This window comes from Pseudaquabacterium pictum, from assembly GCF_005403045.1.
Taxonomy (GTDB): Bacteria; Pseudomonadota; Gammaproteobacteria; order Burkholderiales; family Burkholderiaceae_C; genus Pseudaquabacterium; species Pseudaquabacterium pictum.
In genome coordinates, this window is record NZ_BJCL01000009.1 from 176014 (window position 1) to 201681 (window position 25668).

Below are 25668 nucleotides of genomic sequence, written 5' to 3' on the forward strand. Positions count from 1 at the left end.
CGGAAAGTGCGGCGATCCGCCCCGCCGCTGTCGTCCAACCGGCAAGGGGGACGCACCGAGGCGACACCCGGACAGGGGGTGGCGCTTCTAGACTGCGGCCATGAAAACCCAAGCTTGGCGGCGCCAGCCCGCCGCCTACCCGGACGCCGGCACGCTGCTGCCCCGCGTGACCGATCTGGACGCCTGGCAGCACATGAACAACGTGGCGCAGATCGGCCTGCATGGCGAACTGCTGCAGCACTGGCTGCTGACCCACCTGGGCCCGGACCTGTGGCGCAGCACCCAGCCGCTGCTGGCGATGCAGGCCAATGCCACCGACTTCCTGGCCGAGGCCCACTACCCCACGCCGCTGGCCACCGGCACGCGGCTGCTGGGCGTGGATGATGGCGGCTTCCAGATCGGCACCGCGCTGTTCCAGCATGGCCACTGCGCCGGCCTGCACCAGGCCACGCTGTCGGTCTGGGCCGACGGCCGGCCGGCGCCGCTGCCGGCCGATCTGCGCACCCGGCTGCAGGCCCTGCTGGCGGCCCAGCCGGCGCTGGCCGACGGCAGCGCCGCCACGCCGGTGGCCGCGGCCCCACCGGCCACCGGCATGCCGGCCCATCCCGATGCCTGGCCCTGGCAGCTGGGCATGACCGCCCGCTTCGCCGACGCCGACCCGCGCGGCCAGACCAGCGACCACACGCTGGCCCGCTGTGTCGAGCAGGGCCGGGTGCAGTTCCTCACCCGGGTGTTCGGTGCCGAGCGGGTGCAGGCCGCGGTGGGCTTCATGGTGGCCCATGTGGCGCTGCGCTGGCTGCAGCGGCGGCCCATCCCGGCGGGCTGGCAGCTGGGCACCGGCGTGTCGCGGGTGGGCGAGCGGTCGATGGCCGTGCGCAGCATGGTCTTCGACGGTGCCGACTGCCTGGCCGAGGCCACCTCGGTGATGGTGGCGATCGACCACGCCAGCCGCCGCCCCGCGGCGCTGCCCGAGGCCTCGCGCGCGGCGCTGGCGCCGTACCTGCTGCCGGGGGCCTGAGCGGGCGCTGCGCCGTCAGGGCGCCAGGCGGGGCGCGGTGCGCAGCAGGTTGTCGAGCTCGGCCTTCCACCATCTGGCCTGGCCGGTGGTGCCGTGGCCGGCGGTGGCCTCGCTGCCGGGGATCAGCAGGATGCGGCCGCCCTTGACCCGCTTGATCTCGCGGTCGAGCACACCCAGCTCGGGCGGGTTGCGCTCGTCGTCGGCCGAGTTGATGGCCAGCAGCACGCCCTGGATCTTCTCCAGCCCGGCCGAGGGGTCGTAGTCGCGCGACGAATCCCACTGGTAGAGCACATCGTTGGCGTCGCCGGCGAACGGCGCCTGCAGGCGGGCATCGACCAGGGCGTCGGCCTTCTCGCGCGAGGGCGCGGCCTTGTACAGCGCCTGGTTGCCGCCGTTGGTGCCCAGCGCATAGAACACCGAGGCCACCCGCGCGCTGGCCGGCTGCGTGGTGTAGTTGCCACCCTGCCAGGCCGGATCGTTGCGGATGCTGTCGACGATCAGCCGCCGCATCATCCAGTTGCGGCCCGACATGGCCACCGGCAGGCTGGCCATGGGCACGGCGATGTCGGCGAAGCCGGGGTACATCTGGGCGAACAGCCAGGTCTCCATGCCGCCCATGGAATTGCCCAGCACCAGGCGCAGGCGCTTGATGCCCAGGTGCTCGGTCAGCAGGCGGTGGTGAGCCACCACCATGTCCTCGTAGCCGTACTTCGGGAAGCCGGCGCGCAGGCCGTCGGACGGCTTGCTGCTCTTGCCGTGGCCGATGGCATCGGGCAGCACGATGAAGTACTTCTGCGCGTCCAGCGGCTGGCCGGGGCCGAACAGCTCACCACCGAAGGCCGGCGACAGCAGGCCGCGGCCGTTGCCAGTGGTGCCGTGCAGCAGCAGCACCGGCTCGCCCTGCGGGTTGCCGACGGTGGTGTAGTGCAGCCGCAGCTCGGGCAGCACCTCGCCCGACTTGAAGCGGAAGTTGCGGATGACCCAGCTGCCGTCGGTGGCAGTCTGGGCGGCAGCGGGCAGCGCGGTGGCCAGGCACAGGGCCAGGGCGGCCAGGGCGCGCCAGAACAGGTGGGACATCGGCAGCTCCTCGGTGGACAGACACCCAGTACACCCCGCGCGGCGCGGCGCGGCCATCGGGTCCGGCCCGATGGGCGGCCGGCTCAGCCGGCGGCAGCCTTGGCCGCCGTCCAGCGCGCCAGGATGTCGCGGGCGCCGTTGTGCGCCGGGTCCATCAGCCGGTCGTGCCCGGGGCGGGGCGTGCACAGCTCGATGACGTAGCCGTTCGGGTCGCGGAAGTAGATCGAGTCGATGAAGCCGTGGTCGGACACGCCGCGGGTCTCGATGCCCAGTGCCCGGCCTTTGGCGAACATCGCATCGAGCACCGGCCGGTCGACCCGCAGCGCGATGTGCAGGTCGAAGTCATGCTGGGGCTTGAAGTCGAAGGGCATGTCCGGCGCCTCGAAGAAGGCCAGGAACGAGCCCTCGGCCAGCCGGTAGAAGGTGTGCAGCACATGGGTGTCGCGGCCGCTCTTGGTCTGGGTGATCTCCAGCGTGCCGGCCAGCGGCAGGCCGAGGAAGTCTTCGTAGAACGCGCGTGTCTGCTCCGAATCGCGGCAGCGGTAGGCGTTGTGGTGCAGCTGGTGGATCACGGCAGTCTCCGGGGCGCGGTCGGCAGGCAGCCAGTGTGCCTGTTCACCAGGCCAGCGGGGGCACCTGGCCTACCAGGCCAGCGGATGCACCTGGTAGAGCAGGGCCAGCTCGCGGTAGACCTCGGGCTCGGCCGCGGCCAGGGCCTGCGGCTGCTCGAAGAACAGCTCGCTGACCACGGCGAAGAACTCCGCCGGTGCCGTGGCGGCGTAGCTGCCGATCAGCGCCGAGGGCTGTTCCTGCAGGCGCCAGTAGGCGGCGTCCATCACTGCGGCCCAGCGCCGCCGCCGCGCCCGGCCGGGCAACCAGGGGCGGCCGTCGGCGGTGCCGCTGTCCTGGTCGATCTGGTGGGCGAACTCATGCACCACCACGTTCTGGCCGTCGCCGGGATCGGCCGCGCCGGCCAGCACCTCGGCCCAGCCCAGCACCACCTGGCCATGGGCCCAGCTCTGCCCGGCCAGGGCCTGGCGCTGCTCCTGCACCACGCCGCCCTCGGCCGCCTGCGCGGCCTGCACCGCAAAGGCGCCCGGGTACACCAGCACCTGGCGCAGCCGTGGGTAGGGCGGCCCACCGGCCTGGCCCAGCAGCAGCAGGCAGGCCTGGGCGGCGATGGTCAGCCGCACCTCGTCGTCGACCACCTGGCCGGCACAGCCGACGAACGGCTTCTCGGCCAGGAAGACCAGGATGTGTGCTTTCAGCCGCTGCTGCAGATCGGCCGGCAGCCGCGCCACCGCCGGCACCCGCCGGCGCAGGATGCGCCGCCAGGCCGGCGGGAACGGCTGCGCCGCGATGGCCGCACGGCGCCGCGCCTGCCGCCATGGCTGGCTCAGCAGCGCGGCCACGCCGGCCAGCGCAGCACCCGCCACGGCGAGCATGGCCCAGGCGCCCGGGGCCAGGGCGGCAGCGGTGGCGGGATCGGCAGTCACCCGGTGGCAGATGGGCCGGCGGCGGCGCAAATCAAGGGCCCCTGGTCCGGTGGACGCTGCCGGCCATGGCAGCATGCGGCCATGCCCGACACCCCAACCCCCGCACCGCTGCAGCCGCCGCCGGTCATCGCCCTGCTCAGCCGCGCGGTGGACCTGGCCTTCCTGGTGCCGGCCTTCGAGGCCGCCTGCCCTGGCGTGCAGTTGCGCCTGGGCAGCGATCTGGGCGCGCTGGACGACATCGAGGCCGCCGCCTGCTGGCAGCCGGCGCCCGGCGTGCTGGCCACGCTGCCGCGGCTGCGGCTGGTGCAGTCCCTGGCCGCCGGCATCGACCACCTCAGCAGCGACCCCACGCTGCCACGCGGTGTGCCGCTGTGCCGCATCGTCGACCCCGAAATGGCCAGCGGCATGGCCGCCTACGTGGTGTGGGCGGTGGTGCACCAGCAGCGCCACCTGGGCCAGCTGCTGCGCCAGGCCGGCCAGCAGCTGTGGAAGACGCAGCCGGTGCAGCCCACCGGCCACCATCGGGTGGGCATTGCCGGCCTGGGCACGCTGGGCGTGGCCTGTGCCCGCGCGCTGCAGGCGCTGGGCTACAGCGTGCGCGGCTGGCGCCGCAGCGCGCCCGCGGCTGGCGAGGCGCTGCCCGACGACGTGGCCCTCTTCCACGGCGACGACCAGCGCGCCGGTTTCCTGGCCGGCTGCGACACCCTGGTCAACCTGCTGCCGCTGACCGACGCCACCCGCGGCCTGCTGGATGCGGCACTGTTCGCCCAGCTGCCGCGCGGCGCCCACCTGGTGAACGTGGGCCGCGGCGAGCACCTGGTGGAGGCCGACCTGCTCACCGCGCTGGCCAGCGGCCAGCTGGGCGCGGCCACGCTGGACACCTTCGCGCAGGAGCCGCTGCCCGCCGGCCATCCGTTCTGGACCCATCCGCAGATCACGGTGACGCCGCACATCGCCACCCGCACCCATCCGGCGGTGATGGTGCGGCAGACGCTGGACAACCTGGCCGCCGTGCGCGCCGGACAGCGGCCCGCCGCGGCGGTGGACCTGGCCCGCGGCTACTGACCGGGCCGACCCACGCCGCCATGCCAGCGCCGCCGATCCGCCTGTTCGTCTACGGCACGCTGAAGCAAGGCTTTCCCAACCACGGCATCAACACCGGCCGCCGGCTGCCCGGCCGCTTCCGCACCCGGCTGGCGTATCCGCTGCTGGTGGTGCGGCTGCCGCAGGAGGACCGCGCGCCCTGGCTGCTCGACCAGCCCGGCCAGGGCCTGCCGGTCTGGGGCGAGGTGTACGAGGTGGACGCCGCCACGCTGGCGGCGATGGACGTGCTGGAGGAAGTGGGCCGGCCGACCGGCTACGTGCGCCGGCCGGTCAGCCTGCTGGATGCCGACAGCGCTGACGAACCCTGCGAGGCCCAGGCCTACCTGAAGCCGGCGGATCACCTGCCGCAATGCCTGGCGACCGAGGGCCCGTTCGCCGAGTACACCCTGGACCTGGCACGCGGCTACTGGCTGCGGCAGGGCTGACGCTCAGCCCGGTGCAAGGCGCCCCGGTGCCGTGCGCGGCGCGAGGAAGGTGCCGCGCAGGTCCAGCGACGACCGCACGCCCACATCGGCCCGGTGGGCTGCCAGCCAGCGCTCGGCCGCCGCCCGGCCCAGCGCATGCAGCGCCTCCAGGAAGCCACGGTCGGTGTTGACCTTGCTGGAGCCCTGCAGCGGCGCCAGGCCGGCATCGTCGGCCACCATGTGCAGGCGCAGGCCCTTGTAGCTGCCGGCGCTCAGCTTGCCCTCGGCCAGCAGCCGGTTGACGAAGTCGATGGCCCGCATCTCGCCCACCAGCGACTGGTTGAAGGTGATCTCGTTGACGCGGTCGGCGATCTCGGCCGGCGTGTCGGGCGTGCCCGGGCGCACCAGCGGGTTGATCTTGACCAGCACCAGGTCCAGCGAGGGCGTGTTGTAGACCAGCGGCCACAGCGCCGGATTGCCGCTGTAGCCGCCGTCCCAGTACGGCTCGCCGTCGATCTGCACCGCACGGAACAGCTGCGGCAGGCAGGCCGAGGCCAGCAGCGGATCGATGTCCAGATCGGCCCGCTCGAACACCCGCGGCTGGCCGGTGCGCACCGCGGTGGCGATGATGAACAGCGGGATCGGGCTGGCCTCCAGCCGCGCGCGGCTGACATGGCGCTGCAGCACCTCGCGCAGCGGGTCGGCGCCCAGCGGGTTGAACTGGTAGGGGCTGAACAGCCGCAGGAACTGCTGCTGCCAGGCATAGAGCGGGTGGTTGTCGAGGTTGTAGGCCGCCAGCCCACGCGGGCCGCCGAAGCAGCCGCCGCGCCAGGGCGACTGCTGGCTGGCCACGTCCAGCCAGAAGGCCCGCAGCGCCGCCCGCGCGCCGGCCCGGCCGCCATCCACCCAGCCGCAGGCCAGCACCGCCGCGTTCAGCGCGCCGGCGCTGGTGCCGGAGATGCCGCCGATCGGCAGCGTCTCGTCTTCCAGCAGGCGGTCGAGCACGCCCCAGGTGAAGGCGCCGTGCGAGCCGCCGCCCTGCAGCGCCAGGGCGATGGGGTTGTCCTTCGGCGCGACGGGGCGGGGGGTGCGGCGGCTGGGCATGGTGGTGGCAATCATCAGCCCGGCTTGCGCAGGCCGGCCTGTTCCAGATCGAGTTCCGACAGGCGCAGGCGCAGCGTGCCGGGCTGCTGGGCGCCCAGCGCATCGCCGGCGGCAGCCAGGTCGCCCACCACCACCGCACGCAGCGCGCCGGCCGTCCAGTGCTGGCGGGCGAAGGCCTGCACCTGGGCCGGGGTGACGGCCAGGATGGCCGGCACGTGGCGGGCCAGGTCGGCCAGCGGCCGGCCGGCGGCCCACTGGCCCACCAGCACCGCCGACAGCCCGGCGGTGGTCTCCAGCCGGCGGGCGAAGCCGCCCACCAGCGTGGCCTGGCGGGCGGCCAGTTCGTCGGCCGTGGGCGGTGCATCGGCCAGGCGGGTGAGCTCGCCGCGCAGCAGGGCCAGCACCTCGGCCGCGGTGGGGTGGTTGGTCTGGCTCTGGGCCACCACCATGCCGCCGCCGGCAAAGCTCTCGGCCAGGCTGCGGGCGTCGTAGCTGAGGCCGCGCTGGATGCGCACCACCTGGCTCAGCCGCGCCGAGTAGCCGCCGCCCAGCACCGCATTGGCCACCAGCGCCACCGGCCGCTCGGCCGCCGCCTGGGCAACGAAGGGCGCGGCCACCACCACGCCGGACTGGCCGGCGCCGGGCAGGTCGACCAGCACCAGCGGCTTGTCCAGCGGGCGCGGCGCCGCCAGCGCCAGTGCCGGTGGCGGCGCGGCCGGTGCACGCCAGTCGCCCAGCAGGCGCTGGGCCAGGGCCAGGCCGGCCTCGGGCGTGGTGTCGCCGGCCAGCACCAGGGCCACCTGGTCGGGCCGCACCCAGGTGGACTGGAAGGCCTGCACGTCGGCCAGTGTCAGCCGCTGCACCGCCGCCGGCGGCGCCACGCGGCCATGCGGCACATCGCCCCAGAAGCTGCGCCGCAGCACCAGCCGCGCCACCTCGCCGGGGTCACCCAGGGTGACGCGCAGCGCATCCAGCGCCTGGGCGCGGGCGCGCTCCAGTTCATCCGCGGCCAGCAGCGGACGGCGCAGCACATCGGCCATCAGCGCCAGCGCCGCCTCGGCGCGGGTGGTGGTGACGGTCATCGCCAGCGTGCTGGCGCCCCAGCTGCTGCGGGCGTCGAGCGCGCTGCCCAGGGCCTCGGCCTGGCGGGCGATCTCGGACGCGCCGACCCGGCGGCCGCCGCGGGTGGCGCCCTTGGGCCACAGCGTGGCCAGCATCTCGGCCACGCCGGGGCGGCCGGCGGGGTCGGCCTCGGGGCCGGCGCGCAGCGCCAGCGTCAGGCTCAGCAGCGGCAGGCCGGGCCGCGGCGCCACCACCACGGTCAGGCCGTTGGCCAGGGTCTGCTGGCTGAAGGCGGGCAGCTGCAGCGGCCGCGGCGGCTGCGGCAGCGGCGGCTCGTCGACGCCGGGCGCGGCCGCGGCACGGGTGGCCAGCATGGCGGCCGGCAGGGCGATGGCGCCGGTGAGCGCGCTGGCAAGGGCACGGCGGCGGGGAATGGACATGGTCATGCGGCCGGACCCTGGGTGTAGTCGATGGTGACGCGGCGGGCGTTCAGCACATGCTGCTGCAGCACCCGCTGCACATCGGCCACCCGCACCGCCTGCAGGCGGGCGATGCGGCCGTCGGCCTCGCGGGCGTCGCCGGTCTGCAGCATGGCCATGCCGATGTCCTGCGCCAGGCCCTGCGGCGTCTGCCGGCGCAGCAGTGCGCCGGTCAGCACCTGGGTGCGCACCTTGTCGATCTCGTCGTAGCCCACCTTGCCGCGGGCCAGCAGCACGAGCTGGTCGAGCAGCGCCGTCTCCAGCTTGCGCAGGCTCTGGCCGCTGCCGGCAATCGCATAGGCGGCCAGCAAGCCGGCATCGGCATACAGGTCGGCGCTGAAGCCGGCCGCCTGGGCGGTGCGGGCGCTGTAGACCAGGGCCTGGTTCAGCCGCGATGACTCACCGGCCGACAGCAGGGCCTGGACCAGCTCCAGCGCCGGCGCATCGGGGTGGGTGACCGGCGGGCCCTTCCACACCAGGGCCACGGCCGGCAGCGGCACGCTGGGGCCGGTGACGCGGGCCTGGCTGTCCTGCATGCGCGGCGGCTCGCGCTCGGTCACCCGGGGGATCGGCGCCGCAGGCCGCGCCAGCGGGCCGAAGTAGCGGTCGACCCAGGCATCGAGCTGCGGCACGTCGAAGTCGCCCACCACGATCAGCACCGCGTTGTCGGGCCGGTAGTAGGTGGCGTGGAAGCGGCGCACGTCGTCCAGCGTGGCAGCGTTCAGGTCGGCCTCGCTGCCGATCACCGGCCGGCGGTAGGGGTGGCGCTCGAAGGCCAGGCCGGGCAGCGCATTGAACAGCCGGCCGTAGGGGTCGGCCAGCACGCGCTGGCGCAGTTCTTCGATGACCACCTTGCGTTCGCTCTCGAAGGCGGCCTGATCGACCAGCAGGTTGGCCAGGCGTTCGGCCTCGGCCCAGAGGATGCGTTCCAGGTGGTTGGACGGCACCTCGCTCTGGTAGGCCGTCATGTCCTCGGCGGTGAAGGCGTTGTTCTGGCCGCCCACGTCCTCGGTCAGGCGGTCGAACATCTCGTCGGGCATGTGCTTGGTGCGCTTGAACATCAGGTGTTCGAAGAGATGCGCAAAGCCCGAGCGGCCGGCCGGATCGTCCTTGCCACCCACCCGGTACCAGACCTGCACGCTGACGGTGCCGCCCGCGTCCGGCCCGGCGGTGGGCAGACTGACCACCTGCAGGCCGTTGGCCAGCGTGCGCTGGCGCAGCGCCAGCGGCGGCAGCGCGATGCCCAGGCGTGGCGGGGCGGCGGTGGGAGCAGTGGCCGGGGCAGGCACCGGCGGCGTGGCCTGCGCGGCGGCACCGGCCGGCAGACCGGCGGCAGCCAGCCAGGCCAGCGTGTGGCGGCGGTTGGGCATCAGGGGCATGGGCGGTTTCTGCAACAGCGTCGGAGCGGCGACGCCGGCATCATCGCCGATGCTGCAGCCGCCCAGGCTGTCCGCTAGAACAGCCCGGCCTGTTGCGGCAGCGGCCAGCCTGGCAGTTCGTCGAGTGTGGCGATGCGCCGCGTGGCCTGGCGCCAGTACTGCGAGAACGAGCTGCAGGCACTGCCAGGCTCGGGCAGGAAGGGCGTCGGCGGCTGGCGCCAGGCGGTGGGCCAACTGGCCGGCAGCTCGGGATGCTGGATGGTGCGCACCCGCGCGGCCGGCCGCAGCGCCCGCTGCAGGCCGGCGGTGTTGGCCCACACCACCAGCGGGCACACCGCCGCCATGCGCGCGGCCACGAAGGCGAAGCGCCGCGCCGTCCAGGGCCAGCGGCTGAAGTGCTCGGCCGGCCACACGCCCAGGCGCAGCACGGCGGGGTCGGCATCGGCGGGCGGCTCGGCCAGCGCCCAGGGGTGCACCAGCTGCACCTGGCGGCCGGCCACCAGATCGGCAGGCGGCAGTTCACCCGGTGCTGGCACGCCGGGCGGCAGTTGTTGCCACAGCACCGGCTCGGTCACGCCCCCACCGGCGGGCCGGTGGCGCGGCAGCGGCGCCTGGCCGCGGGCCCAGGTCTCCAGCGTGTCGTAGCCGGTGTCGATCATGCTGCCGCGGCTGTCCCAGGCGTCATGGCTGCCGGCGGTGTAGCGGGCCACGTTCTCGGCATTGAACAGGTAGGGCTTGTGGCTGGCGGTGCCGGCCACCCACTGCCAGCTGAGGTGGTTGCTGGCGCGGTCGCCATCGAGCAGGTGGGCCAGCATCCAGTCGGCACCGGCGCGCCAGTGCACACCGCGCACATGCACCACATAGCTGGCCAGCCACATGCGCGCATGGTTGTGCAGCCAGCCGGTGGCATACAGCGCACGCACCGCCTGGTCGATGGCCGGCACGCCGGTGCGGGCCTGGCGCACATCGTCGGGCAGCGCCGGGTCGTAGTCGGCCTCGGGGCGCGGGCCGGCATGCAGGCTCTGCAGGATGTCCTCGCCCCGGTGCCGGGCCACATGGTGGAAGAAGGCGCGCCAGCCCAGCTCCTGCACCAGCTTGTGGGTCAGCGGCAGGGCATGGCGTTCGGCCACGCCGGCGGCCACCTGGGTCAGGCTGACGATGCCGTGCGCCAGGTAGGGCGACAGCCGGGTGACGGCCCCGCCCAGGTGGTTGCGGCTGCGGGCATAGGCCGCGGGGTCGATGGCGGCGATGCGCAGCTGCGCGGCGGCCAGGGTGGGCGGGAACAGCTCGCTGGGCATGGGCATCAGGTGGCCAGGGCACCGGCACGGATGGCATCGGCCCGCGCGGCAATGGCGCTGCGCTGGTCGGCCGACAGCCGGGCCAGGTTCTTCACCTGCAGCGCCATGCGCGGGTTGGCGGCCAGCCGCGCTTCATGCCGGCCCAGGAAGTCCCAGTACAGCGTGGTGAAGGGGCAGGCCTTGTCGCCGGTGGATTGCGCCGGGTCGAAGCGGCAGCCGCTGCAGTGGTTGCCCATGCGCTGGATGTACTTGCCGGTGGCGGCGTAGGGCTTGCTGGCCATCACGCCGCCATCGGCGAACAGCGCCATGCCCAGCACGTTGGGCAGCTCCACCCATTCCACCGCGTCCACGTAGACGCCCAGGTACCAGGCATGCACCTGCTGCGGCTGCACGCCCAGCAGCAGGGTGTACAGGCCGGTGACCATCAGCCGCTGGATGTGGTGGGCATAGCCATGCTGCAAGGTCTGGCCGATGGCGTCGCGCAGGCAGGCCATCGGCGTGTCGCCCGTCCAGAAGAAGGCCGGCAGCGGCTGCTGTGCGTCCAGCGCGTTGTGCTCGGCGTAGCCAGGCATCATCGTCCAGTAGATGCCGCGCACGTACTCGCGCCAGCCCAGGATCTGGCGGATGAAACCCTCCACCGCCGGCAGCGGCGCCTGGCCCGCACGGTACGCGGCCTCGGCACGGGCCACCACCTCGCGCGGGTTGAGCAGCTTGAGGTTGAGCGCCGCACCGAGGTGGGCGTGGTACAGCCAGGGCTCGCCGGCCCACATCGCGTCCTGCCAGGTGCCGAAGTGCGGCAGGCGGTGGGTGATGAAGTCGTCCAGCGCCTGCAGGGCCTGGGCGCGGGTGACCGGCCAGCCGAAGGGCCGGGCCTGGCCGGGATGGCCGGCGAAGCGCTGCGCCACCAGCGTGATCACCGCCTCGGTGGTGGCATCGGGCGCCACGCGGGTGGGTGGCGGCAGCAGGCCGGGGCCGTCGCGGCCGAAGGCCTGGCGGTTGTCGGCGTCGAAGTTCCACTGCCCGCCGCAGGGCTGGTCGCCATCCATCAGGATGCGGTGGCGCTGGCGCATTGCCCGGTAGAAGTACTCCATGCGCAGCTGCTTGCGGCCGCTGGCATGGTCGGCGAAGTCACGCACGGTGCTGAAGAAGTGGCGGTCGTCGCGCAGGTCCAGCGGCAGGCCGTGCTGGCGGGCCACGCCGCGCAGCGCCTGCAGCACCCGCCAGTCGCCAGGGGCCGTCAGCACCAGCCCGGCGGGGCGCAGGCGGGTGATGGCGGCGTCCAGCTCGGCAGCCAGGCTGTGCTGGTTGGCGGGGTCGTCCAACTGGCGGTGGTGCAGCGGGATGCCGTCGCGGCGCAGGTCGTGCGCGAAGTGCCGCATCGCCGACAGGAACAGCACGGTGCGCTGCTTGGAGGACGGGATGTGGGTCGATTCCTCGGCCACCTCGGCCATCCACACCGCGTCCTGCGCGGCGTCGAAGCCGTCGAAGGCGCTGCTGCTGCGGTCGAGCTGGTCGCCCAGCACCAGCACCAGGTGGCGCAACGGTTCAGGCACGCTGCACTCCCCCGCGCGGCGTGCCGCGGCGGCAAGCGTCGGAGCAGTGCCTGACCTCGGCCCAGTTCTTGGCCCAGGCCTTGCGCCAGGTCATCGCCCGGCCGCACACCGTGCAGGGCTTGCTGGGCAGGGACTGCTTGTTGCCCTTGAAGTCTTGGTTGGCACGCATGGCGCATTGTCGGCAGGCGCCGGCTGCGCCGGCCGGCCTCGGTCGACCCGATGCAAACCGGCGACAGGCTGCTGCCATGCCGTTGTCAGCAGGCCCGGCGCAGCATCCAGGCCTGGACCCACCCCGACGACGAGGACAGCCCATGCCCGCCCCCCTGCTGAACCTGGCCGATGTGCCCCTGCTGCCCCGCCCGGCCGACTGGGCACCACCGCCCGCCATCGCGCAGCGCATCGCCATGCGCGCCGGCCGCATCGGCAGCACGCTGGGGCTGACCCACCTGGGCTGCAGCCTGGTGGCGGTGCCGCCGGGCAGGCAGGCCTTCCCGTTCCACAGCCACCGCCACAACGACGAGCTGTTCGTGGTGCTGGCCGGCACCGGCGAGCTGCGCCACGGCAGGCGCCGCCATCCGCTGCGCGAAGGCGATGTGGTGGGTTGCCCCGCCGGCGGGCCGGAGACGGCGCATGCCATCACCAACACCGGATCCACCGAGCTGCGCTACCTGGCCTTCAGCAGCCAGCACACACCCGAGATCTGCGACTACCCCGACAGCGGCAAGACCGGCTGGTTCGACGCCCGGCCCGGCACCACGCCGGGGGACGCGCCGCAGACCGACCATGTGCTGGTGCGCAACGGCCAGGTGGTCGACTACTGGGACGGCGAGTAGGCTTGCAACATGCGCCGCGCCGACCGCCTGTTCCAGACCGTGCAGCTGATCCGCGGCCGGCGGCTCAGCACCGCCCAGTGGCTGGCCGGGCGGCTGCAGGTGTCCACCCGCACCGTCTACCGCGACGTGGCCGACCTGCAGGGCCAGGGCGTGCCGATCGAGGGCGAGGCCGGCGTGGGCTACCGCATGCGCGCCGGCTTCGACCTGCCGCCGCTGATGTTCACCGCCGGCGAGGCCCAGGCCCTGGTGGCTGCCATCCGCCTGGCCCAGCCGCGGCTGGACGGGCCGCTGGCGGCCCAGGCCGAGGCCGCGCTGTCGAAGATGCTGGCGGTGCTGCCGCCGGCCACCCGCGCCGCCGCCGAGAGCCTGGCCGTCTACGCGCCGCCGGTGGGGCCCGATGCCGACACCCGTGCCCGGCTGGAGACGCTGCGCCTGGCCACCGAGGCCCGCCGCAAGCTGCAGCTGCGTTACCTGGACCTGAAGGGCCAGGCCAGCACGCGCACCGTGCGGCCGCTGGGCAGCTTCTTCTGGGGCCAGGTATGGACGCTGGCCGCCTGGTGCGAGACCCGGCAGGACTTCCGCAGCTTCCGTGTCGACCGCATCGCCGCCATCACCGTGCTGGACGAACGCTTCCGCGACGAGCCCGGCCGCAGCCTGGCCGATCTGCTGCGGCTGCAGGGGGATCCGGCGGCCTGCTGAGCCGGCCCGCCCTCAAGCCGGCTGCAGCCCGTCGCCGGCCGGCTTCTTGGCCTGGCGGAAGTTCCACCACGGCAGCGCCTGGGTCAGCGACAGCACCTGGCCGCCGCTGGACGGCGCGTAGCCCGGCAGGGCCTGCAGCGCTTGCTGCCAGGCGGTGCTGGCCAGCGCCTCGCGCAGCTTCAGCACCGCGGGGTGCTCGAGTGCATCCTTCAGGCACACCAGGAAATAGTCTTCCTCGATCAGCGGCAGGAAGCCCAGGCCGAAGGCCCGGGCCGCCGCCTCGATGCCCGGGCCGGCATCGGCCCCGCCGCTGGCCAGCGCGGCGGCGACGGCCAGGTGGCTGTCCTCGGGCGGCTGGAACCAGCCGGGGATGGCCTCGGGCGCCAGGCCCTGCTCGGCCAGCAGGTGGTCCATCAGCAGCCGCGTGCCCGAGCCGCTCTGCCGGTTGAGGAATCGCGGCGTGCGGCCATTGCGCGGCACCAGGTCGGCCAGACCCTGCAGGCCCAGCGGGTTGCCGGGCTGCACCATCAGGCCCTGGGTGCGGCGCACGCAGCCGATCAGCTTGTGCAGGCCGGGCTTGAGCAGCGGCTTCATCGCCGCGGCGAACTGGCGCGAGCCGCCCGGCAGCGCCGGCACGTGGAAGCCGGCCACCCGGCAGCGGCCCTGCGACAAGGCCGCCAGCGCATCCACACTGCCGGCAAAGCGCAGGTCGATGTGCAGACCGTGGTCGCGGTTGGCCAGGTCGCGCAGCATCGGCAGCGCCAGGTCGTGGCTGGCGAAGACGGTCAGCACATGCTGGCTGCCGTCCAGCGCCTCGGCCAGCACCCGCTCCAGCTCGGCGCGCAGCGCCTCGATGTGCGGCGTCAGGCGGGCGCGGGCCCGCTTTTCGGCCCACAGCAGGCGGTCGGCAAAGGGCGTCAGCCGCGCCGGCTGGCCCTGGGACCAGGTGACCAGCGGCTCGCCCAGCGTGGCTTCCCAGCGCTTGAGCGCACCCCAGATGTGGCGGTAGCTGGCGCCCAGGTGCTTGGCCGCATGCTGGATCGAGCCGTGCTCATGCACGGCCTGCAGTAACTCGAACAGCGGGTTGTGCAGCGCAGCGCCGCGCTGGCCGGTGGACTCGAAGCTGTACTGGAGATGGACACCGCGGGATTGCATGGCGGTGATTCTCCGCGCCGGGGCCGTGTCAGCCGCCGAACAGGCGCTTCAACCACGCCAGCAGCTTTGCAACCAGACCTTGCGGCGCTGGTGCCACCACCGCCGGCAACGGCTCGGGCGCCACCTGGTAGCGCGCCTGCAGCTTGGTGTTGAAGGTGTCGAAGAACTCGGTGGCCATCTTCTGCGCCGCCATGTCGACCAGGCGCGAGCCCAGCTGGGCGATCTTGCCGCCTACGGTGGCCTTGGCGGTGTAGTGCAGCACGGTGCTGCGCGGGCCGGCGCTTTCGAGCCTGACCTCGGCGGTGCCCTTGCCGTGGCCGGCCGCACCACCCTGGCCTTCGAAGCGCAGGGTGTAGCTGTTGGGCGGCTGCAGGTTCTCCAGTTGCAGCTTGCCCTTGAACTTGGCCTTCACCGGGCCGATGGCGGCGGTGATCAGCACCTCGTACAGGTTCTCGCCGGTGGCGGTGATGCCGTCGCAGCCGGGAATGCATTCCTTGAGCAGGCTGATGTCGTTGAGCGCCTCCCAGGCCTGGGCCTGGGCAACGGGCAATGTCTGTTGGCTGGTGAGTTCCATGGTGGATCCGGAAGGGGAGAAATGAGAGGGTTCAGTGCGGGCGGCGGGGCGTTGCGTCAGGCGCGGACAGCACGCCCACCAGATCGGCCAGGCTCTGCAGGTTGTGTGCCGGCAGGAACTTGTCGCAGTGCGGCAGCATGGCTTGGATGCCGGCGGCACGCGGCTCGAACTTGGCGAAGCGCAGCAGCGGGTTCAGCCACACCAGGCGGCGGCAGCGCTTGTGCAGGCGCTCCATCTCGAAAGACAGCTGCTTCGTGTCGCCATGCTCCAGGCCGTCGGAGATCAGCAGCACCGTGGTGCGGCCGGTCAGCACCCGGCGCGCCCAGTGCTGGTTGAAATCATGCAGGCTGGTGGTGATGCGGGTGCCGCCCGACCAGTCGGCCACCGCGCGCACCACTTGGCCCACGGCGATGTCGGGGTCGCGGCTCTTCAGCAGGCGGGTGGTGCGGGTGAGCCGGGTGCCGAAGACGAAGCTCTCGACCTTGGCATCGGCATGGCCGAGGGCATGGGCGAAGTGCAGCAGCATGCGCGAGTAGCGGCTCATCGAGCCACTGATGTCGGCCAGCACCAGCAGCGGCGCGGGCTGGATGCGCGGCGCACGCCAGCGGGTGTCCCACAGCTCGCCGCCATGGCGGGCCATGGCCGCCAGCGTGGCGCGCCAGTCGGCGGTGCCGGGGCGGGTGGCGCGCCGGGTGCGGCGGGTGGGCAGCGGCTCGAACACCAGCTGCAGCTGCCGAAGCAGGCGCTGGGCCTCGCGCCACTCGTCGGCCGTCATGGTGTCGAAATCGGCCTGGCGCAGCACCTCGCGGTCGTTCCAGGTCAGCTCGGCATGGATCTCCACCTGCTCCTGCTCGGGCTCGTCGGGCGGGCGGTTGGGCTGGTGCGGGAACAGCGCATCGCCCAGGCGGCGGTTCTCGGGCGGCGGCGGCTGGGCGCCCTCCTTCAGGTTGACCTTGGGCAGCAGCAGCGCGCGCATGCGGCCCATCAGGTCCGGATCGCGCCAGAACAGCACGAAGGCCTGGTCGAACAGCTCGCGGTGCTCGATGCGGTCGATCAGGCAGGCCGACAGCACGGCGTGGAAATCCCGCTTGCTCTCCAGCCCCGCCACCTGCAGCGCCGCCAGCGCGGTGTGCACCCGGTCGCTGCCCACCGGCATGCCGGCGGTGCGCAGCACGCGGGCAAAGTGCATCACGTTCTCGGCCAGGTGGCCGGGGGAGTTCTTGCTGAACAGCATGGCAGCAGGTCAGCCCCGGTCAGCCTCCGGCGACGCGGGCTTCCTCTCGCACCTGGTCGAGCAGGCGGGCGGCCTCGCTGCCCTGCATGCGGGCGATGTCGTCCTGGTACTTCAGCAGCACGCCCAGCGTGTGCTGGATCACCTCGGGATCGAGCACCATCGCATCCAGCTCCATCAGCGCACGGGTCCATTCGATGGTCTCGGCGATGCCGGGCAGCTTGGTCAGCTCCAGGCTGCGCAGTTTCTGGATGAAGGCGACGATCTGCGCCGCCAGCGCCGGGCCGATGCCGGGCACGCGGCGCTGCAGGATGTCCAGCTCGCGCTTGGCATCCGGGAAGTCGACCCAGTGGTACAGGCAGCGGCGCTTGACCGCGTCATGGATCTCGCGCGTGCGGTTGCTGGTGAGGATGACGATCGGCGGCTGGCTGGCCTTCACCGTGCCCAGCTCGGGGATGGTGATCTGGTAGTCGGCCAGCACCTCCAGCAGGAAGGCCTCGAAGGGCTCGTCGGCGCGGTCGAGCTCGTCGATCAGCAGCACCGGCGGCACCGGATTGGCCGGGTCGATGGCCTGCAGCAAGGCGCGCTTGGTGAGGAAGCGCTCACTGAACAGCTCGTTGGCCAGGGCGTCGCGGCTCTCCTTGGCGCCACCACCGGTGGCCTCTGCGAGCCGGATTTCCATCATCTGGCGGCCATAGTTCCACTCGTACGCCGCGCCAGCCAGGTCCAGCCCCTCGTAACACTGCAGCCGGATCAGCGGCCGGCCCAGCATCGTTGCCAGGGTGCGCGCGATCTCGGTCTTGCCGGTGCCGGGCTCGCCCTCCAGGAACAGCGGGCGCTGCAGCTTCAGCGCCAGGTAGACGCACGTGGCCAGCTGGCGGTCGGCCACATAGTCCAGCGCCGACAGGCGGGCCAGGGTGTCGTCGATGCTGGTGGGCAGGGCGGTGTCGGACAAGTCGAGGCTCCAAGAAAAACGCCGCACCGGGTGCGGCGTTTTCACAGGCGGGACGGAAGGCTCAGGCGACAGCGCGGCCGGCCAGCACCGGGATCAGCGCGGCCCGGTACTCTGCCGAGCCGTGCAGGTCGCTGTTCAGGCCCTCGGCGCTGACGGTGGCGCCGTTCAGCGCGGCGGCCGACCAGTTGGCGGCCAGCTTGGTTTCCAGATCCGACGCGCGGAACACACCCGAACCAGCACCGGTGACCGCCACGCGCACGCCTTGCGGGCCCTTGCTGACGAACACGCCCACGATCGAGAAGCGCGATGCCGGCTGCTTGAACTTCTGCCAGCCGGCCTTCTCGGGGATGGGGAAGCTCACCGCGGTGATGACTTCGCCTTCGTTCAGGGCGGTGGAGAACATGCCGGTGAAGAAGTCATCGGCGGCGATGCTGCGGGTGTTGGTGTGCACCGTGGCGCCCAGGCCCAGCACCGCTGCCGGGTAGCAGGCGGCCGGGTCGTTGTTGGCCAGGCTGCCGCCGATGGTGCCGCGGTTGCGCACCTGGCGATCACCGATGTTGCCGGCCAGGTGGGCCAGCGCCGGGATGGCCTTCTGCACGTCGGCACTGGCGGCCACCGCGGCGTGGGTGGTCATGGCGCCGATCTTGACGGTGCCACCGGACACGGTGATGCCCTTCAGGTCGGCAATGGCGCCGAGGTCGACCAGCGCCTCGGGCGCGGCCAGGCCCAGCTTCATCGACGACAGCAGCGTCTGGCCGCCGGCGATGAACTTGGCGCCGTCGGCGGCACCGGCACGGGCGGCATCGGCCACCGAGGCGGGATTGGAGTAGGCGAAAGCTTGCATGGTCTTGTGTCTCCTGGCGGATCAGCGGGCAGCCTGCACGGCCTTCCACACAGTGTAGGGCGTGGCGGGCATTGGCACATCCTTGATGCCCAGGGCATGGCAGATGGCATTGATCACCGCCGGCGGCGAGCCGATGGCACCGGCCTCGCCGCAGCCCTTCACACCCAGCGGGTTGTGGGTGCAGGGCGTGCCCTTGGCGGTCTCGACGTTGAAGCTGGGCAGGTCGTCGGCACGCGGCATGGCGTAGTCCATGTAGCTGCCGGTCAGCAACTGGCCGGTCTCGGTGTCGTAGACGCCGTGTTCCAGCAGCGCCTGGCCGATGCCCTGGGCCAGGCCGCCGTGCACCTGGCCTTCGACGATCATCGGGTTGATGACGTTGCCGAAGTCGTCGCAGGCCGTCATGCGGTCGATGCGGGTGTGGCCGGTGGCGGGATCGACTTCCACCTCGCAGATGTAGGTGCCGGCGGGGTAGGTGAAGTTGCTGGGGTCGTAGAACGCGTTCTCGTTCAGGCCCGGCTCCAGCTTGTCGTGCGGGAAGTTGTGCGGCACATAGGCCGTCAACGACACCGCGGCGAACGGCACCTTCTTGTCGGTGCCGGCCACCTTGAACTCGCCACCCTCGTAGACGATGTCGGTGTCGGCGGCTTCCAGCAGGTGGGCGGCGATCTTCTTGCCCTTGGCGATGATCTTGTCGACCGCCTTGACGATGGCCGTGCCGCCCACGGCCAGCGAGCGGCTGCCGTAGGTGCCCATGCCGAACAGCACCTTGGCGGTGTCGCCATGCTCGATGGAGATGTCGTCCATCGGGATGCCCAGCTTGTCGGCCACCACCTGCGCAAAGGTGGTCTCGTGGCCCTGGCCGTGGCTGTGGCTGCCGGTGAAGATCGTCACCTTGCCGGTGGGGTGCACCCGCACCTCACCGGCCTCGAACAGGCCGGCGCGGGCGCCCAGGGCGCCGGCCACGCTGCTGGGGGCGATGCCGCAGGCCTCGATGTAGGCGCTGTAGCCCAGGCCGCGCTTCAGGCCCTTGGCGGCCGATGCGGCCTTGCGGGCCTCGAAGCCGGCCACGTCAGCCAGCTCGATGGCGCGGGCCATGGTGGCTTCGTAGTCGCCGGTGTCGTAAGTCAGGCCCACGGGCGTGGCGTAGGGGAAGGTGGTGATGAAGTTGCGGCGGCGCAGCTCGGCCGGGTCGATGCCCAGTTCCCGCGCGGCGGTTTCCACGATGCGCTCGACCACGTAGGTGGCCTCGGGCCGGCCGGCGCCGCGGTAGGCATCGACCGGCGCGGTGTTGGTGAACATCGCATCCACCGCGCACCAGATCTTGGGCGTGGCGTACTGGCCGGCCAGCAGGGTGGCGTACAGGATGGTGGGCACGCTGCTGGCAAACGTCGACAGGTAGGCGCCCAGGTTGGCCGTGGTGTGCACCTGCAGCGCCAGGAACTTGCCGTCCTTGTCCAGGCCCAGGCTCACCGTGGTGGCATGGTCGCGGCCGTGGGCGTCGGACAGGAAGGCCTCGCTGCGGCTGCTGGTCCACTTGATCGGGCGCTTCAGCAGCTTGCTGGCGAAGACGATGGCGGTTTCTTCACCGTACAGGAAGATCTTGCTGCCGAAGCCGCCGCCCACGTCGGGCGCCACCACGCGCATCTTGTGCTCGGGGATGCCGAGCACGAAGGCGCACATCAGCAACCGCTCGACGTGCGGGTTCTGGTTGGCGACGTACAGCGTGTAGTTGTCGGCGTTGACGTCGTAGCTGGCGTTGGCGCAGCGCGGCTCCATCGCGTTCGGGATCAGCCGGTTGTTGCGGTAGGTCAGCGTGGTGACATGCGCGGCCGTGGCCATGGCGGCGGCGGTGCCGTCCTTGTCGCCGATGCCCCACTGGTAGACGCGGTTGTCGGGCGCCTCGTCATGCACCGACGACGCGATCTGCGGCGCGGTCAGCGCGTCCACCACCGGCGTCAGCTCTTCATAGTCGACCTCGATCAGCTCGGCCGCGGCGGCGGCCTGGTCCAGCGTCTCGGCCACCACCAGGGCCACGCGGTCGCCCACGTAGCGCACCTTGCCGTCGGCCAGCACCGGGTGCTTGGGCTCCTTCATCGGCTGGCCGTCCAGGCTGTTGATCAGCCAGCCGCAGGGCAGGCCGCCCACGGCCTTGAAGTGGTCACCGGTCAGGATGCCGACCACGCCCGGCGCCTTGGCGGCGGCGCTGGTGTCGATGCGCGTGATGCGGGCATGCGCATACGGGCTGCGCAGGAAGAAGGCGTGGGTCTGCCCGGGCAGGCTGATGTCGTCGGTGTACTGGCCCTTGCCGGTGAGGAAGCGGCTGTCCTCGCGGCGCTCGACCGACTGGCCGATGAAACCTTGGCGTGCGTTCATGGTGTTGCGCTCCGGTTCAGGCTTGCATGGCGGCAGCACCCTGCTGCACGGCCTTGACGATGTTGTGGTAGCCGGTGCAGCGGCAGATGTTGCCTTCCAGCGCCTCGCGCACCTGTTGCTCGTTGTGACACCCGTGGTGCTGCACCAGGTCGATGGCGCTCATCACCATGCCCGGCGTGCAGAAACCGCACTGCAGGCCGTGGCAGCTGCGGAAGGCGGCCTGCATCGGGTGCAGCGTGCCGTCGGCGGCGGCCAGGCCCTCGATCGTGGTCACGGCCTTGCCAGCGGCCTGGGCGGCCAGCATGCCGCAGCTCTTCACCGCCTTGCCGTCCACATGCACGGTGCAGGCGCCGCACTGGGTGGTGTCGCAGCCCACGTGGGTGCCGGTCAGGCGCAGGGTGTCGCGGATGAAGTGCACCAGCAACTGGTTCGGTTCGGCCTCCCGCGTGACGGACTCGCCGTTGACGGTGAGGGTGATCTGCATGCCCATGGAAGCGTCTCCTGGAGGTTGGTGTGCGGTGTCTGAAGCCGTGGCGCCCGGGGCGGGCCTCGGCAGGCCGGGCGGATGCTAGGCAGATCGGCATGGCGGCGCATCGATTCGGTTTCCCTTATGAAGCCGCCGACATAAGGGTTGGCCCCGCGCCAGGCGACGCCGTATGCTGTGCGCTTCCTAGGGGAATGCGCGGCATCGCCGGGCAGGCCGGCAGCCGTTAGGTTCCACTGCCTCCCCCGCGCTCTTGAAGCCAGACCACCATGGACAACGTCGATCTGAATGTGCTGCGCCAGGCCACCACCTGGCTGGCCCAAGGGCACCGAGTGGTGCTCGGCACCATCACCCGCACCTGGGGCTCGGCCCCGCGCCCGCCAGGCAGCAGCGTGGCGCTGCGCGACGACGGCCTGGTGGCCGGCAGCGTGTCGGGCGGCTGCATCGAAGACGACCTGGTCGACAAGGCCCGCGCCGGCGCGCTGACCACCGGCCTGCCGCAGGTGGTGCGCTACGGCATCGACACCGACACCGCCCAGCGCTTCGGCCTGCCCTGCGGCGGCCTGATCGAACTGGTGCTGGAGCCGGTGCAGCCACGCACTCGGCTCGATGACCTGCTGGCCAGGCTGGACCGCGGCGAGCGGGTGCGCCGGGTGCTGACCATTGCCAGTGGCGAGGTCGACCTGCAGCCCGGCAACACCACCGACGAGCTGGCGCTCGACGACACCACCCTGGTCACCCACCACGGCCCGCGCTGGCGGCTGCTGCTGATCGGCGCCGGCCAGATGACGCAGTACCTGGCGCAGATGGCCACCGCGCTGGACTACCAGGTGCTGGTCTGCGACCCGCGCGAGGAATACGCCACCGGTTTCGAGGTGCCCGGCGCCACGCTGCTGCGCAGCATGCCCGACGACACCGTGGTCGAGATGAAGCCCGACGGCCACACCGCGATCATCGCGCTGACGCACGACCCGAAGATGGACGACCTGGCGCTGATGGAGGCGGTCAACAGCCCGGCGTTCTACATCGGCGCCATCGGCTCGCGCGCCAACCAGGCCAAGCGCAAGGCGCGGCTGAAGGAACACTTCGGCATCACCGACGACCAGCTGGCGCGCATCCACGGCCCGGTGGGGCTGAAGAACGGCGCACGCACCCCGCCGGAAATCGCCATCAGCATCCTGGCCGAGCTGACGGCCGTGCGCTACGGCTACCGCGTGCCCGAGCCGGTGCCGGTGAAGCCGCAGGCCGCGGTGGAAGCCGGCTGCGCCACCTGAGGCGCGCTCAGCCGGGCGGTGGCCCGGCACGCCCGACATCGTCGGACAAGCGTGCGGCCACCAGGCCGATCAGGTGGAAGCCGAAGGCCGGGTTCTCGACGTACAGCTGGCGCACCGTGTCCTCGTGGATCTGCAGCACGGTGCAGGCGGTCAGGCAGACGGCGGTGTGGGTGCGTCGCTTGGACGGCGAGAACAGCGCGATCTCGCCGAACACCCGGCCCGGCGCGATCGCCTGGCCGATCTCCTGCAACTGCAGCTGGCCGTCGGCCAGCAGGTAGAGCCGCGTGGCGGCATCGCCGCGGCGGAACAGCACCGCGCCGGCGGCCAGCTTGCGCGGCTTCATGTACGGCCGCAGCCACAGGCCGGCCAGGTCGCTGCGGCTGGTGGCGGCCTGCACCTGGCGGGTGAGGCGCAGGATCTCGCGCAGCCGGTACAGGTTGATCGGCAGCAGCACCGCCGCCACCACCAGCGTGGTGGGCGACGGGAACAGCGCGCCGAAGGCCAGGAACCCCAGGTTGCTGCCCACCGCCAGCCAGCGCAGCGGAGTCATGGTGCGCACCAGCGCGCCGGCCGCCGCAAAGGCCACGGCCAGCCCGCCGGCGGCATAGGCCAGCAGGTGCTGCGGCGTGAAGCTCAGGGCAGCCCCGTGGGCGGCGAGCCAGGCGCTCAACTCCGATGGCGTCATCCCGGGCTCCCCAAGCACGGACGCGGTGCCGCGGGCTGCGGCAGACGGGGCGGATTCTGCAGCAGCCCTGGCAGCGCCGGCCAGGCACGGACAATGGGGTCTGCGCAGCGCCACAAGGCCGGTGTTTCCACCCCATGTCCGACGACTCCCAGATCCACATCCCGCCGTCCTTCGAGGCGGTGCACCGCGATGCCCGTGGCCGCCTCACCCTGCCGCGCGACGACTTCCGTGCCCGCTACGAGCTGTGCGAGGACATGGCGCAGATGCTGGTCGAGCCTTGCCAGGCCCGCCTGCATGACCAGGGCCTGAGCGAGGACCTGGTGCTCGAACGCACCGAGGCCGGCCTGGCGGCCGACGGCAGCGGCTTCAGTGCGGCCGAGGCCACCTGGGTGGTGACGCGGCTGGCCGAACTGCTGGGCTGGCCGCATGCGGGTCTGACCCCGCCGCCCCCACGGCCTCACTGAGCGCGGCCGGTTCGCCAGGCACCAACCGTCCTCGGGACGGTTGGTGTCCGGGCTCACCCACCGCCCCGCTGGGTGTAGAGGTCGAAGAACTTCATGAAGGCCTGGCGGTCGGCCTCGGCCACGCCGTCGAAGCGGTAGTGGGTGGCCAGCACCGGCATGCGCATCAGCGCAATCTGCCGCGGCGGCCGCACCTGCCAGGCCAGTTGCAGCGTGCCGGCGCCGATCTGCACCGTGGCCCGGCCGGGGCCGGTGATGGCCAGCGGGCAGCCACGCACCGCCCCGGGCAGGCAGGTCAGCCAGTCGGCCTCGGTGAAGCCCTGCTCACGGTGGAACTCCGCCGGGTAGTGGCCCTGCACGCCATCACCCGCCGGCAATCGGCGGCCAGATGGCCAGCACATCGCCATCGACGAAGGTGCGCGTGGCCCGTTCTTCCGGCGGGATGTAGACGCCGTTGACCAGCACCAGGTGCACCAGCTTCGGCGGCATGCCCAGCGGCTCGATGATCTGGGCGATGGTGGCGCCGGCCGCCACCTCCATCTCGATGCGGTTGTCGCGCCGGGCCGCAGGCGGCAGGTACTCGGTGAGGCTGGCGTAGAGCTTGAAGGTGATCTTCATCGGCGGCAACCAGCCCGGTCAGCGCTGGCGCACCAGGGCCATGTCGGCCTGCGCCTGGGCATTGGCCAGGTAGGCCTCCATCAACAGCGTGGGGTCGTGCATCAGGCGCTGCTTCCACTCGTCGGTCAGCTGCACCTGGCCTTCGACCAGACCGCGCATCACGCCCACATGCTCGGTCCAGCCGACCGAGTTGCAGCCGATCAGCTGGTTGCCGCTGAACTGCAGGCTCAGCAGCTTGCCGGCCTCGCGGTCGGTCAGCTCCACCTGCTCGCCGCCAGGCACGCCATCCCACTTGCCGAAGCTGGCGGAGATCATGCCCAGGGTGTCGAGCACGTTGATCTGGGTCACGCCCTTCAGCTCGGCCAGCGGCGTGGGGCCGCGGTGCGCCATGTTGAGGGCGGCCACCCGCGCCTGCTCGGCCGCATTGGGCTGGATGGCGCTGACGATGGTCTGGCCGCTGACCTTGTCGAAGGCCTCGGCACAGTCGCCCGCCGCGTAGATGCCGGGCACGTTGGTCTGCAGGTGCTCGTCGGTCAGCACGCCGACCAGGCAGCGCACGCCGGAGTGCTCGAGGAAGCCGATGTTGGGCCGCACGCCGGTGGCGCTGATGACCAGATCGGCCTCCAGCACCTGGCCGGTGGACAGGCGCACCTGCATCGGGCCGGCGGCAGGCGTTGCGGGTTCGGGCTTGGGCCAGGGCGCCGGCGGCGGTGGCGCGGGGATGTGCACCACGCCGATGGCATTGCCCAGCTTCTGCAGCAGCGTGGGCTTGACGGCCGGCTCGGGCGACGGGCGCATCGACGGCCGCGGCGCGGCCGGTGCCGGTGCGGGCCGCTCGATGGCCTCGACCCGGGCGCCGGTGTACACCGCCACGCCCTTGCGCTCGCACCAAGCCTTGATCATGCCGCCGGCCGTGGGGCCCATCATGCGCGGCACCATGCGGTCGCCCATCTCCACCACGCTGAGCTTCACGCCGCGCATCGCCAGGGCTTCCATGATGATGCAGCCGATGAAGCCGGCGCCCATCTGCAGCACCTTCGCGCCCGGCTTGGCCAGGGCCATGATGGCGCGGGCGTCGGCCAGGGTCCAGCAGGGATGCACGCCCGGGCCGTCGATGCCCGGGATCGGCGGCGAGGCGGGCGAGGAGCCGGTGGCGATCAGCAGCTTGTCGAACGGCACCGACTCGCCGCCCTGCAGCACCACGCAGCGCTTGTCCACATCCACCGTCTGCGCCCGCGCCTGGCGCACGTCGATGCGCAGGGCCGCGAAATGGCCTGGCGTGTGGCGCAGGTGGGTGCCCTCCTCGCCCACCTTGCCGATCAGCAGGTAGGGGATGGCCATGCGGGAGTACGGCGCCTCGGGCTCGTCACCGATCAGGGTGATGTCGTCGTGCGGGGCATGCTTGCGCAGGGTCTCGGCGGCGATCACGCCGGCCGGGCCCGCGCCCAAGATCACGTGCTTCATGGGGAAACTCTCTTCGGAAATGAACAAGGCGGTCCGAGAACCGC

General features: G+C 72.3%; 27 protein-coding genes. 7 read left to right on the top strand and 20 right to left on the bottom strand.

Annotation, left to right across the window (positions count from 1 at the left end):
- The first annotated feature begins 100 nt into the window (after nucleotides 1–100).
- A complete protein-coding gene (locus FFT10_RS17660; protein ID WP_137734177.1) occupies nucleotides 101–1018 on the top strand; it encodes a thioesterase family protein in 918 nt (305 codons plus the stop codon).
- A 15-nt stretch (nucleotides 1019–1033) separates the two neighbouring features.
- On the opposite strand, the gene FFT10_RS17665 is transcribed toward FFT10_RS17660, so the two are convergent.
- The 3 genes from FFT10_RS17665 to FFT10_RS17675 form a co-directional block, all read right to left on the bottom strand.
- Entirely contained in the window at nucleotides 1034–2095 is a 1062-nt protein-coding gene (locus FFT10_RS17665) for an alpha/beta fold hydrolase (RefSeq protein ID WP_137734178.1), read from the bottom strand.
- A gap of 83 nt (nucleotides 2096–2178) precedes the next feature.
- Entirely contained in the window at nucleotides 2179–2667 is a 489-nt protein-coding gene (locus FFT10_RS17670) for a VOC family protein (RefSeq protein ID WP_137734179.1), read from the bottom strand.
- Between the two features lie 69 nt (nucleotides 2668–2736).
- Nucleotides 2737–3591, bottom strand: a complete 855-nt coding sequence (locus FFT10_RS17675; protein ID WP_228027161.1) for a M90 family metallopeptidase — start codon at nucleotides 3589–3591, stop codon at nucleotides 2737–2739.
- 81 nt (nucleotides 3592–3672) lie between these two features.
- Between FFT10_RS17675 and FFT10_RS17680 the strand changes: the two genes are divergently transcribed.
- Both FFT10_RS17680 and FFT10_RS17685 read left to right on the top strand, forming a co-directional pair.
- A complete protein-coding gene (locus tag FFT10_RS17680; RefSeq protein WP_137734180.1) occupies nucleotides 3673–4656 on the top strand; it encodes a 2-hydroxyacid dehydrogenase in 984 nt (327 codons plus the stop codon).
- Nucleotides 4657–4676: 20 nt separating this feature from the next.
- Nucleotides 4677–5120, top strand: coding sequence for a gamma-glutamylcyclotransferase family protein (locus tag FFT10_RS17685; RefSeq protein WP_137734181.1), 444 nt, complete (start codon nucleotides 4677–4679; stop codon nucleotides 5118–5120).
- Between the two features lie 3 nt (nucleotides 5121–5123).
- On the opposite strand, the gene FFT10_RS17690 is transcribed toward FFT10_RS17685, so the two are convergent.
- The 6 genes from FFT10_RS17690 to FFT10_RS17715 form a co-directional block, all read right to left on the bottom strand.
- Nucleotides 5124–6203: a patatin-like phospholipase family protein gene (locus FFT10_RS17690; protein ID WP_137734182.1), complete on the bottom strand. Its 1080-nt coding sequence runs from the start codon at nucleotides 6201–6203 to the stop codon at nucleotides 5124–5126.
- A gap of 14 nt (nucleotides 6204–6217) precedes the next feature.
- Nucleotides 6218–7705 (bottom strand): M16 family metallopeptidase, encoded by a 1488-nt coding sequence (locus tag FFT10_RS17695; protein ID WP_162520833.1) that lies wholly within the window; start codon nucleotides 7703–7705, stop codon nucleotides 6218–6220.
- A 2-nt stretch (nucleotides 7706–7707) separates the two neighbouring features.
- Nucleotides 7708–9123 (bottom strand): M16 family metallopeptidase, encoded by a 1416-nt coding sequence (locus FFT10_RS17700; RefSeq protein ID WP_228027162.1) that lies wholly within the window; start codon nucleotides 9121–9123, stop codon nucleotides 7708–7710.
- A 74-nt stretch (nucleotides 9124–9197) separates the two neighbouring features.
- A complete protein-coding gene (locus FFT10_RS17705) occupies nucleotides 9198–10421 on the bottom strand; it encodes an FAD-binding domain-containing protein (protein WP_137734184.1) in 1224 nt (407 codons plus the stop codon).
- A gap of 5 nt (nucleotides 10422–10426) precedes the next feature.
- Nucleotides 10427–11974 (bottom strand): cryptochrome/photolyase family protein, encoded by a 1548-nt coding sequence (locus FFT10_RS17710; RefSeq protein WP_228027163.1) that lies wholly within the window; start codon nucleotides 11972–11974, stop codon nucleotides 10427–10429.
- A complete protein-coding gene (locus tag FFT10_RS17715) occupies nucleotides 11967–12143 on the bottom strand; it encodes a DUF2256 domain-containing protein (protein WP_137734185.1) in 177 nt (58 codons plus the stop codon). Before FFT10_RS17715 ends, FFT10_RS17710 begins: the two co-directional genes overlap by 8 nt.
- 142 nt (nucleotides 12144–12285) lie before the next feature.
- On the opposite strand from FFT10_RS17715, the gene FFT10_RS17720 reads away from it, so the two are divergent.
- Both FFT10_RS17720 and FFT10_RS17725 read left to right on the top strand, forming a co-directional pair.
- Complete coding sequence (locus FFT10_RS17720; protein WP_162520834.1) at nucleotides 12286–12807, top strand: cupin domain-containing protein; 522 nt, start codon at nucleotides 12286–12288, stop codon at nucleotides 12805–12807.
- Nucleotides 12808–12816: 9 nt separating this feature from the next.
- Complete coding sequence (locus FFT10_RS17725; RefSeq protein WP_137734187.1) at nucleotides 12817–13506, top strand: helix-turn-helix transcriptional regulator; 690 nt, start codon at nucleotides 12817–12819, stop codon at nucleotides 13504–13506.
- Nucleotides 13507–13518: 12 nt separating this feature from the next.
- Here the strand turns inward: FFT10_RS17725 and FFT10_RS17730 are convergent, their stop codons facing one another.
- The 7 genes from FFT10_RS17730 to FFT10_RS17760 all read right to left on the bottom strand — a co-directional run bounded on the left by FFT10_RS17730 (nucleotide 13519) and on the right by FFT10_RS17760 (nucleotide 21122).
- Nucleotides 13519–14661 carry a substrate-binding domain-containing protein gene (locus FFT10_RS17730; protein ID WP_137734188.1) on the bottom strand — a complete coding sequence of 381 codons (1143 nt, stop codon included), beginning with the start codon at nucleotides 14659–14661 and terminating at the stop codon, nucleotides 13519–13521.
- Nucleotides 14662–14689: 28 nt separating this feature from the next.
- Complete coding sequence (locus FFT10_RS17735) at nucleotides 14690–15235, bottom strand: SRPBCC family protein (RefSeq protein ID WP_137734189.1); 546 nt, start codon at nucleotides 15233–15235, stop codon at nucleotides 14690–14692.
- A gap of 31 nt (nucleotides 15236–15266) precedes the next feature.
- Nucleotides 15267–16469, bottom strand: coding sequence for a vWA domain-containing protein (locus FFT10_RS17740; RefSeq protein ID WP_162854863.1), 1203 nt, complete (start codon nucleotides 16467–16469; stop codon nucleotides 15267–15269).
- Nucleotides 16470–16488: 19 nt separating this feature from the next.
- Entirely contained in the window at nucleotides 16489–17421 is a 933-nt protein-coding gene (locus FFT10_RS17745) for an AAA family ATPase (protein WP_137734190.1), read from the bottom strand.
- Between the two features lie 61 nt (nucleotides 17422–17482).
- The gene (locus tag FFT10_RS17750; RefSeq protein ID WP_137734191.1) at nucleotides 17483–18265 is read right to left on the bottom strand and encodes an FAD binding domain-containing protein; all 783 of its coding nucleotides are present in this window, start codon (nucleotides 18263–18265) and stop codon (nucleotides 17483–17485) included.
- 21 nt (nucleotides 18266–18286) lie between these two features.
- Nucleotides 18287–20638: a xanthine dehydrogenase family protein molybdopterin-binding subunit gene (locus FFT10_RS17755; RefSeq protein ID WP_137734192.1), complete on the bottom strand. Its 2352-nt coding sequence runs from the start codon at nucleotides 20636–20638 to the stop codon at nucleotides 18287–18289.
- A 16-nt stretch (nucleotides 20639–20654) separates the two neighbouring features.
- Nucleotides 20655–21122, bottom strand: a complete 468-nt coding sequence (locus FFT10_RS17760) for a (2Fe-2S)-binding protein (RefSeq protein ID WP_137734256.1) — start codon at nucleotides 21120–21122, stop codon at nucleotides 20655–20657.
- A 269-nt stretch (nucleotides 21123–21391) separates the two neighbouring features.
- Between FFT10_RS17760 and FFT10_RS17765 the strand changes: the two genes are divergently transcribed.
- Nucleotides 21392–22396: an XdhC family protein gene (locus tag FFT10_RS17765; protein ID WP_137734193.1), complete on the top strand. Its 1005-nt coding sequence runs from the start codon at nucleotides 21392–21394 to the stop codon at nucleotides 22394–22396.
- Between the two features lie 7 nt (nucleotides 22397–22403).
- Here the strand turns inward: FFT10_RS17765 and FFT10_RS17770 are convergent, their stop codons facing one another.
- On the bottom strand, nucleotides 22404–23081 hold the full coding sequence (locus FFT10_RS17770) for a Crp/Fnr family transcriptional regulator (protein ID WP_137734194.1): 678 nt from the start codon (nucleotides 23079–23081) through the stop codon (nucleotides 22404–22406).
- Between the two features lie 134 nt (nucleotides 23082–23215).
- Between FFT10_RS17770 and FFT10_RS27675 the strand changes: the two genes are divergently transcribed.
- The gene (locus tag FFT10_RS27675; protein ID WP_154694091.1) at nucleotides 23216–23545 is read left to right on the top strand and encodes a hypothetical protein; all 330 of its coding nucleotides are present in this window, start codon (nucleotides 23216–23218) and stop codon (nucleotides 23543–23545) included.
- A 53-nt stretch (nucleotides 23546–23598) separates the two neighbouring features.
- Here the strand turns inward: FFT10_RS27675 and FFT10_RS17780 are convergent, their stop codons facing one another.
- From FFT10_RS17780 to FFT10_RS17790, 3 genes are read right to left on the bottom strand one after another with little or no spacing between them, the layout of a single operon-like run.
- Nucleotides 23599–23919: a hypothetical protein gene (locus FFT10_RS17780; protein ID WP_228027164.1), complete on the bottom strand. Its 321-nt coding sequence runs from the start codon at nucleotides 23917–23919 to the stop codon at nucleotides 23599–23601.
- The gene (gene thiS / locus FFT10_RS17785) at nucleotides 23906–24160 is read right to left on the bottom strand and encodes a sulfur carrier protein ThiS (protein WP_137734196.1); all 255 of its coding nucleotides are present in this window, start codon (nucleotides 24158–24160) and stop codon (nucleotides 23906–23908) included. Before thiS ends, FFT10_RS17780 begins: the two co-directional genes overlap by 14 nt.
- A gap of 18 nt (nucleotides 24161–24178) precedes the next feature.
- Nucleotides 24179–25624 (bottom strand): NAD(P)/FAD-dependent oxidoreductase, encoded by a 1446-nt coding sequence (locus FFT10_RS17790; RefSeq protein WP_137734197.1) that lies wholly within the window; start codon nucleotides 25622–25624, stop codon nucleotides 24179–24181.
- Nucleotides 25625–25668: the final 44 nt, after the last annotated feature.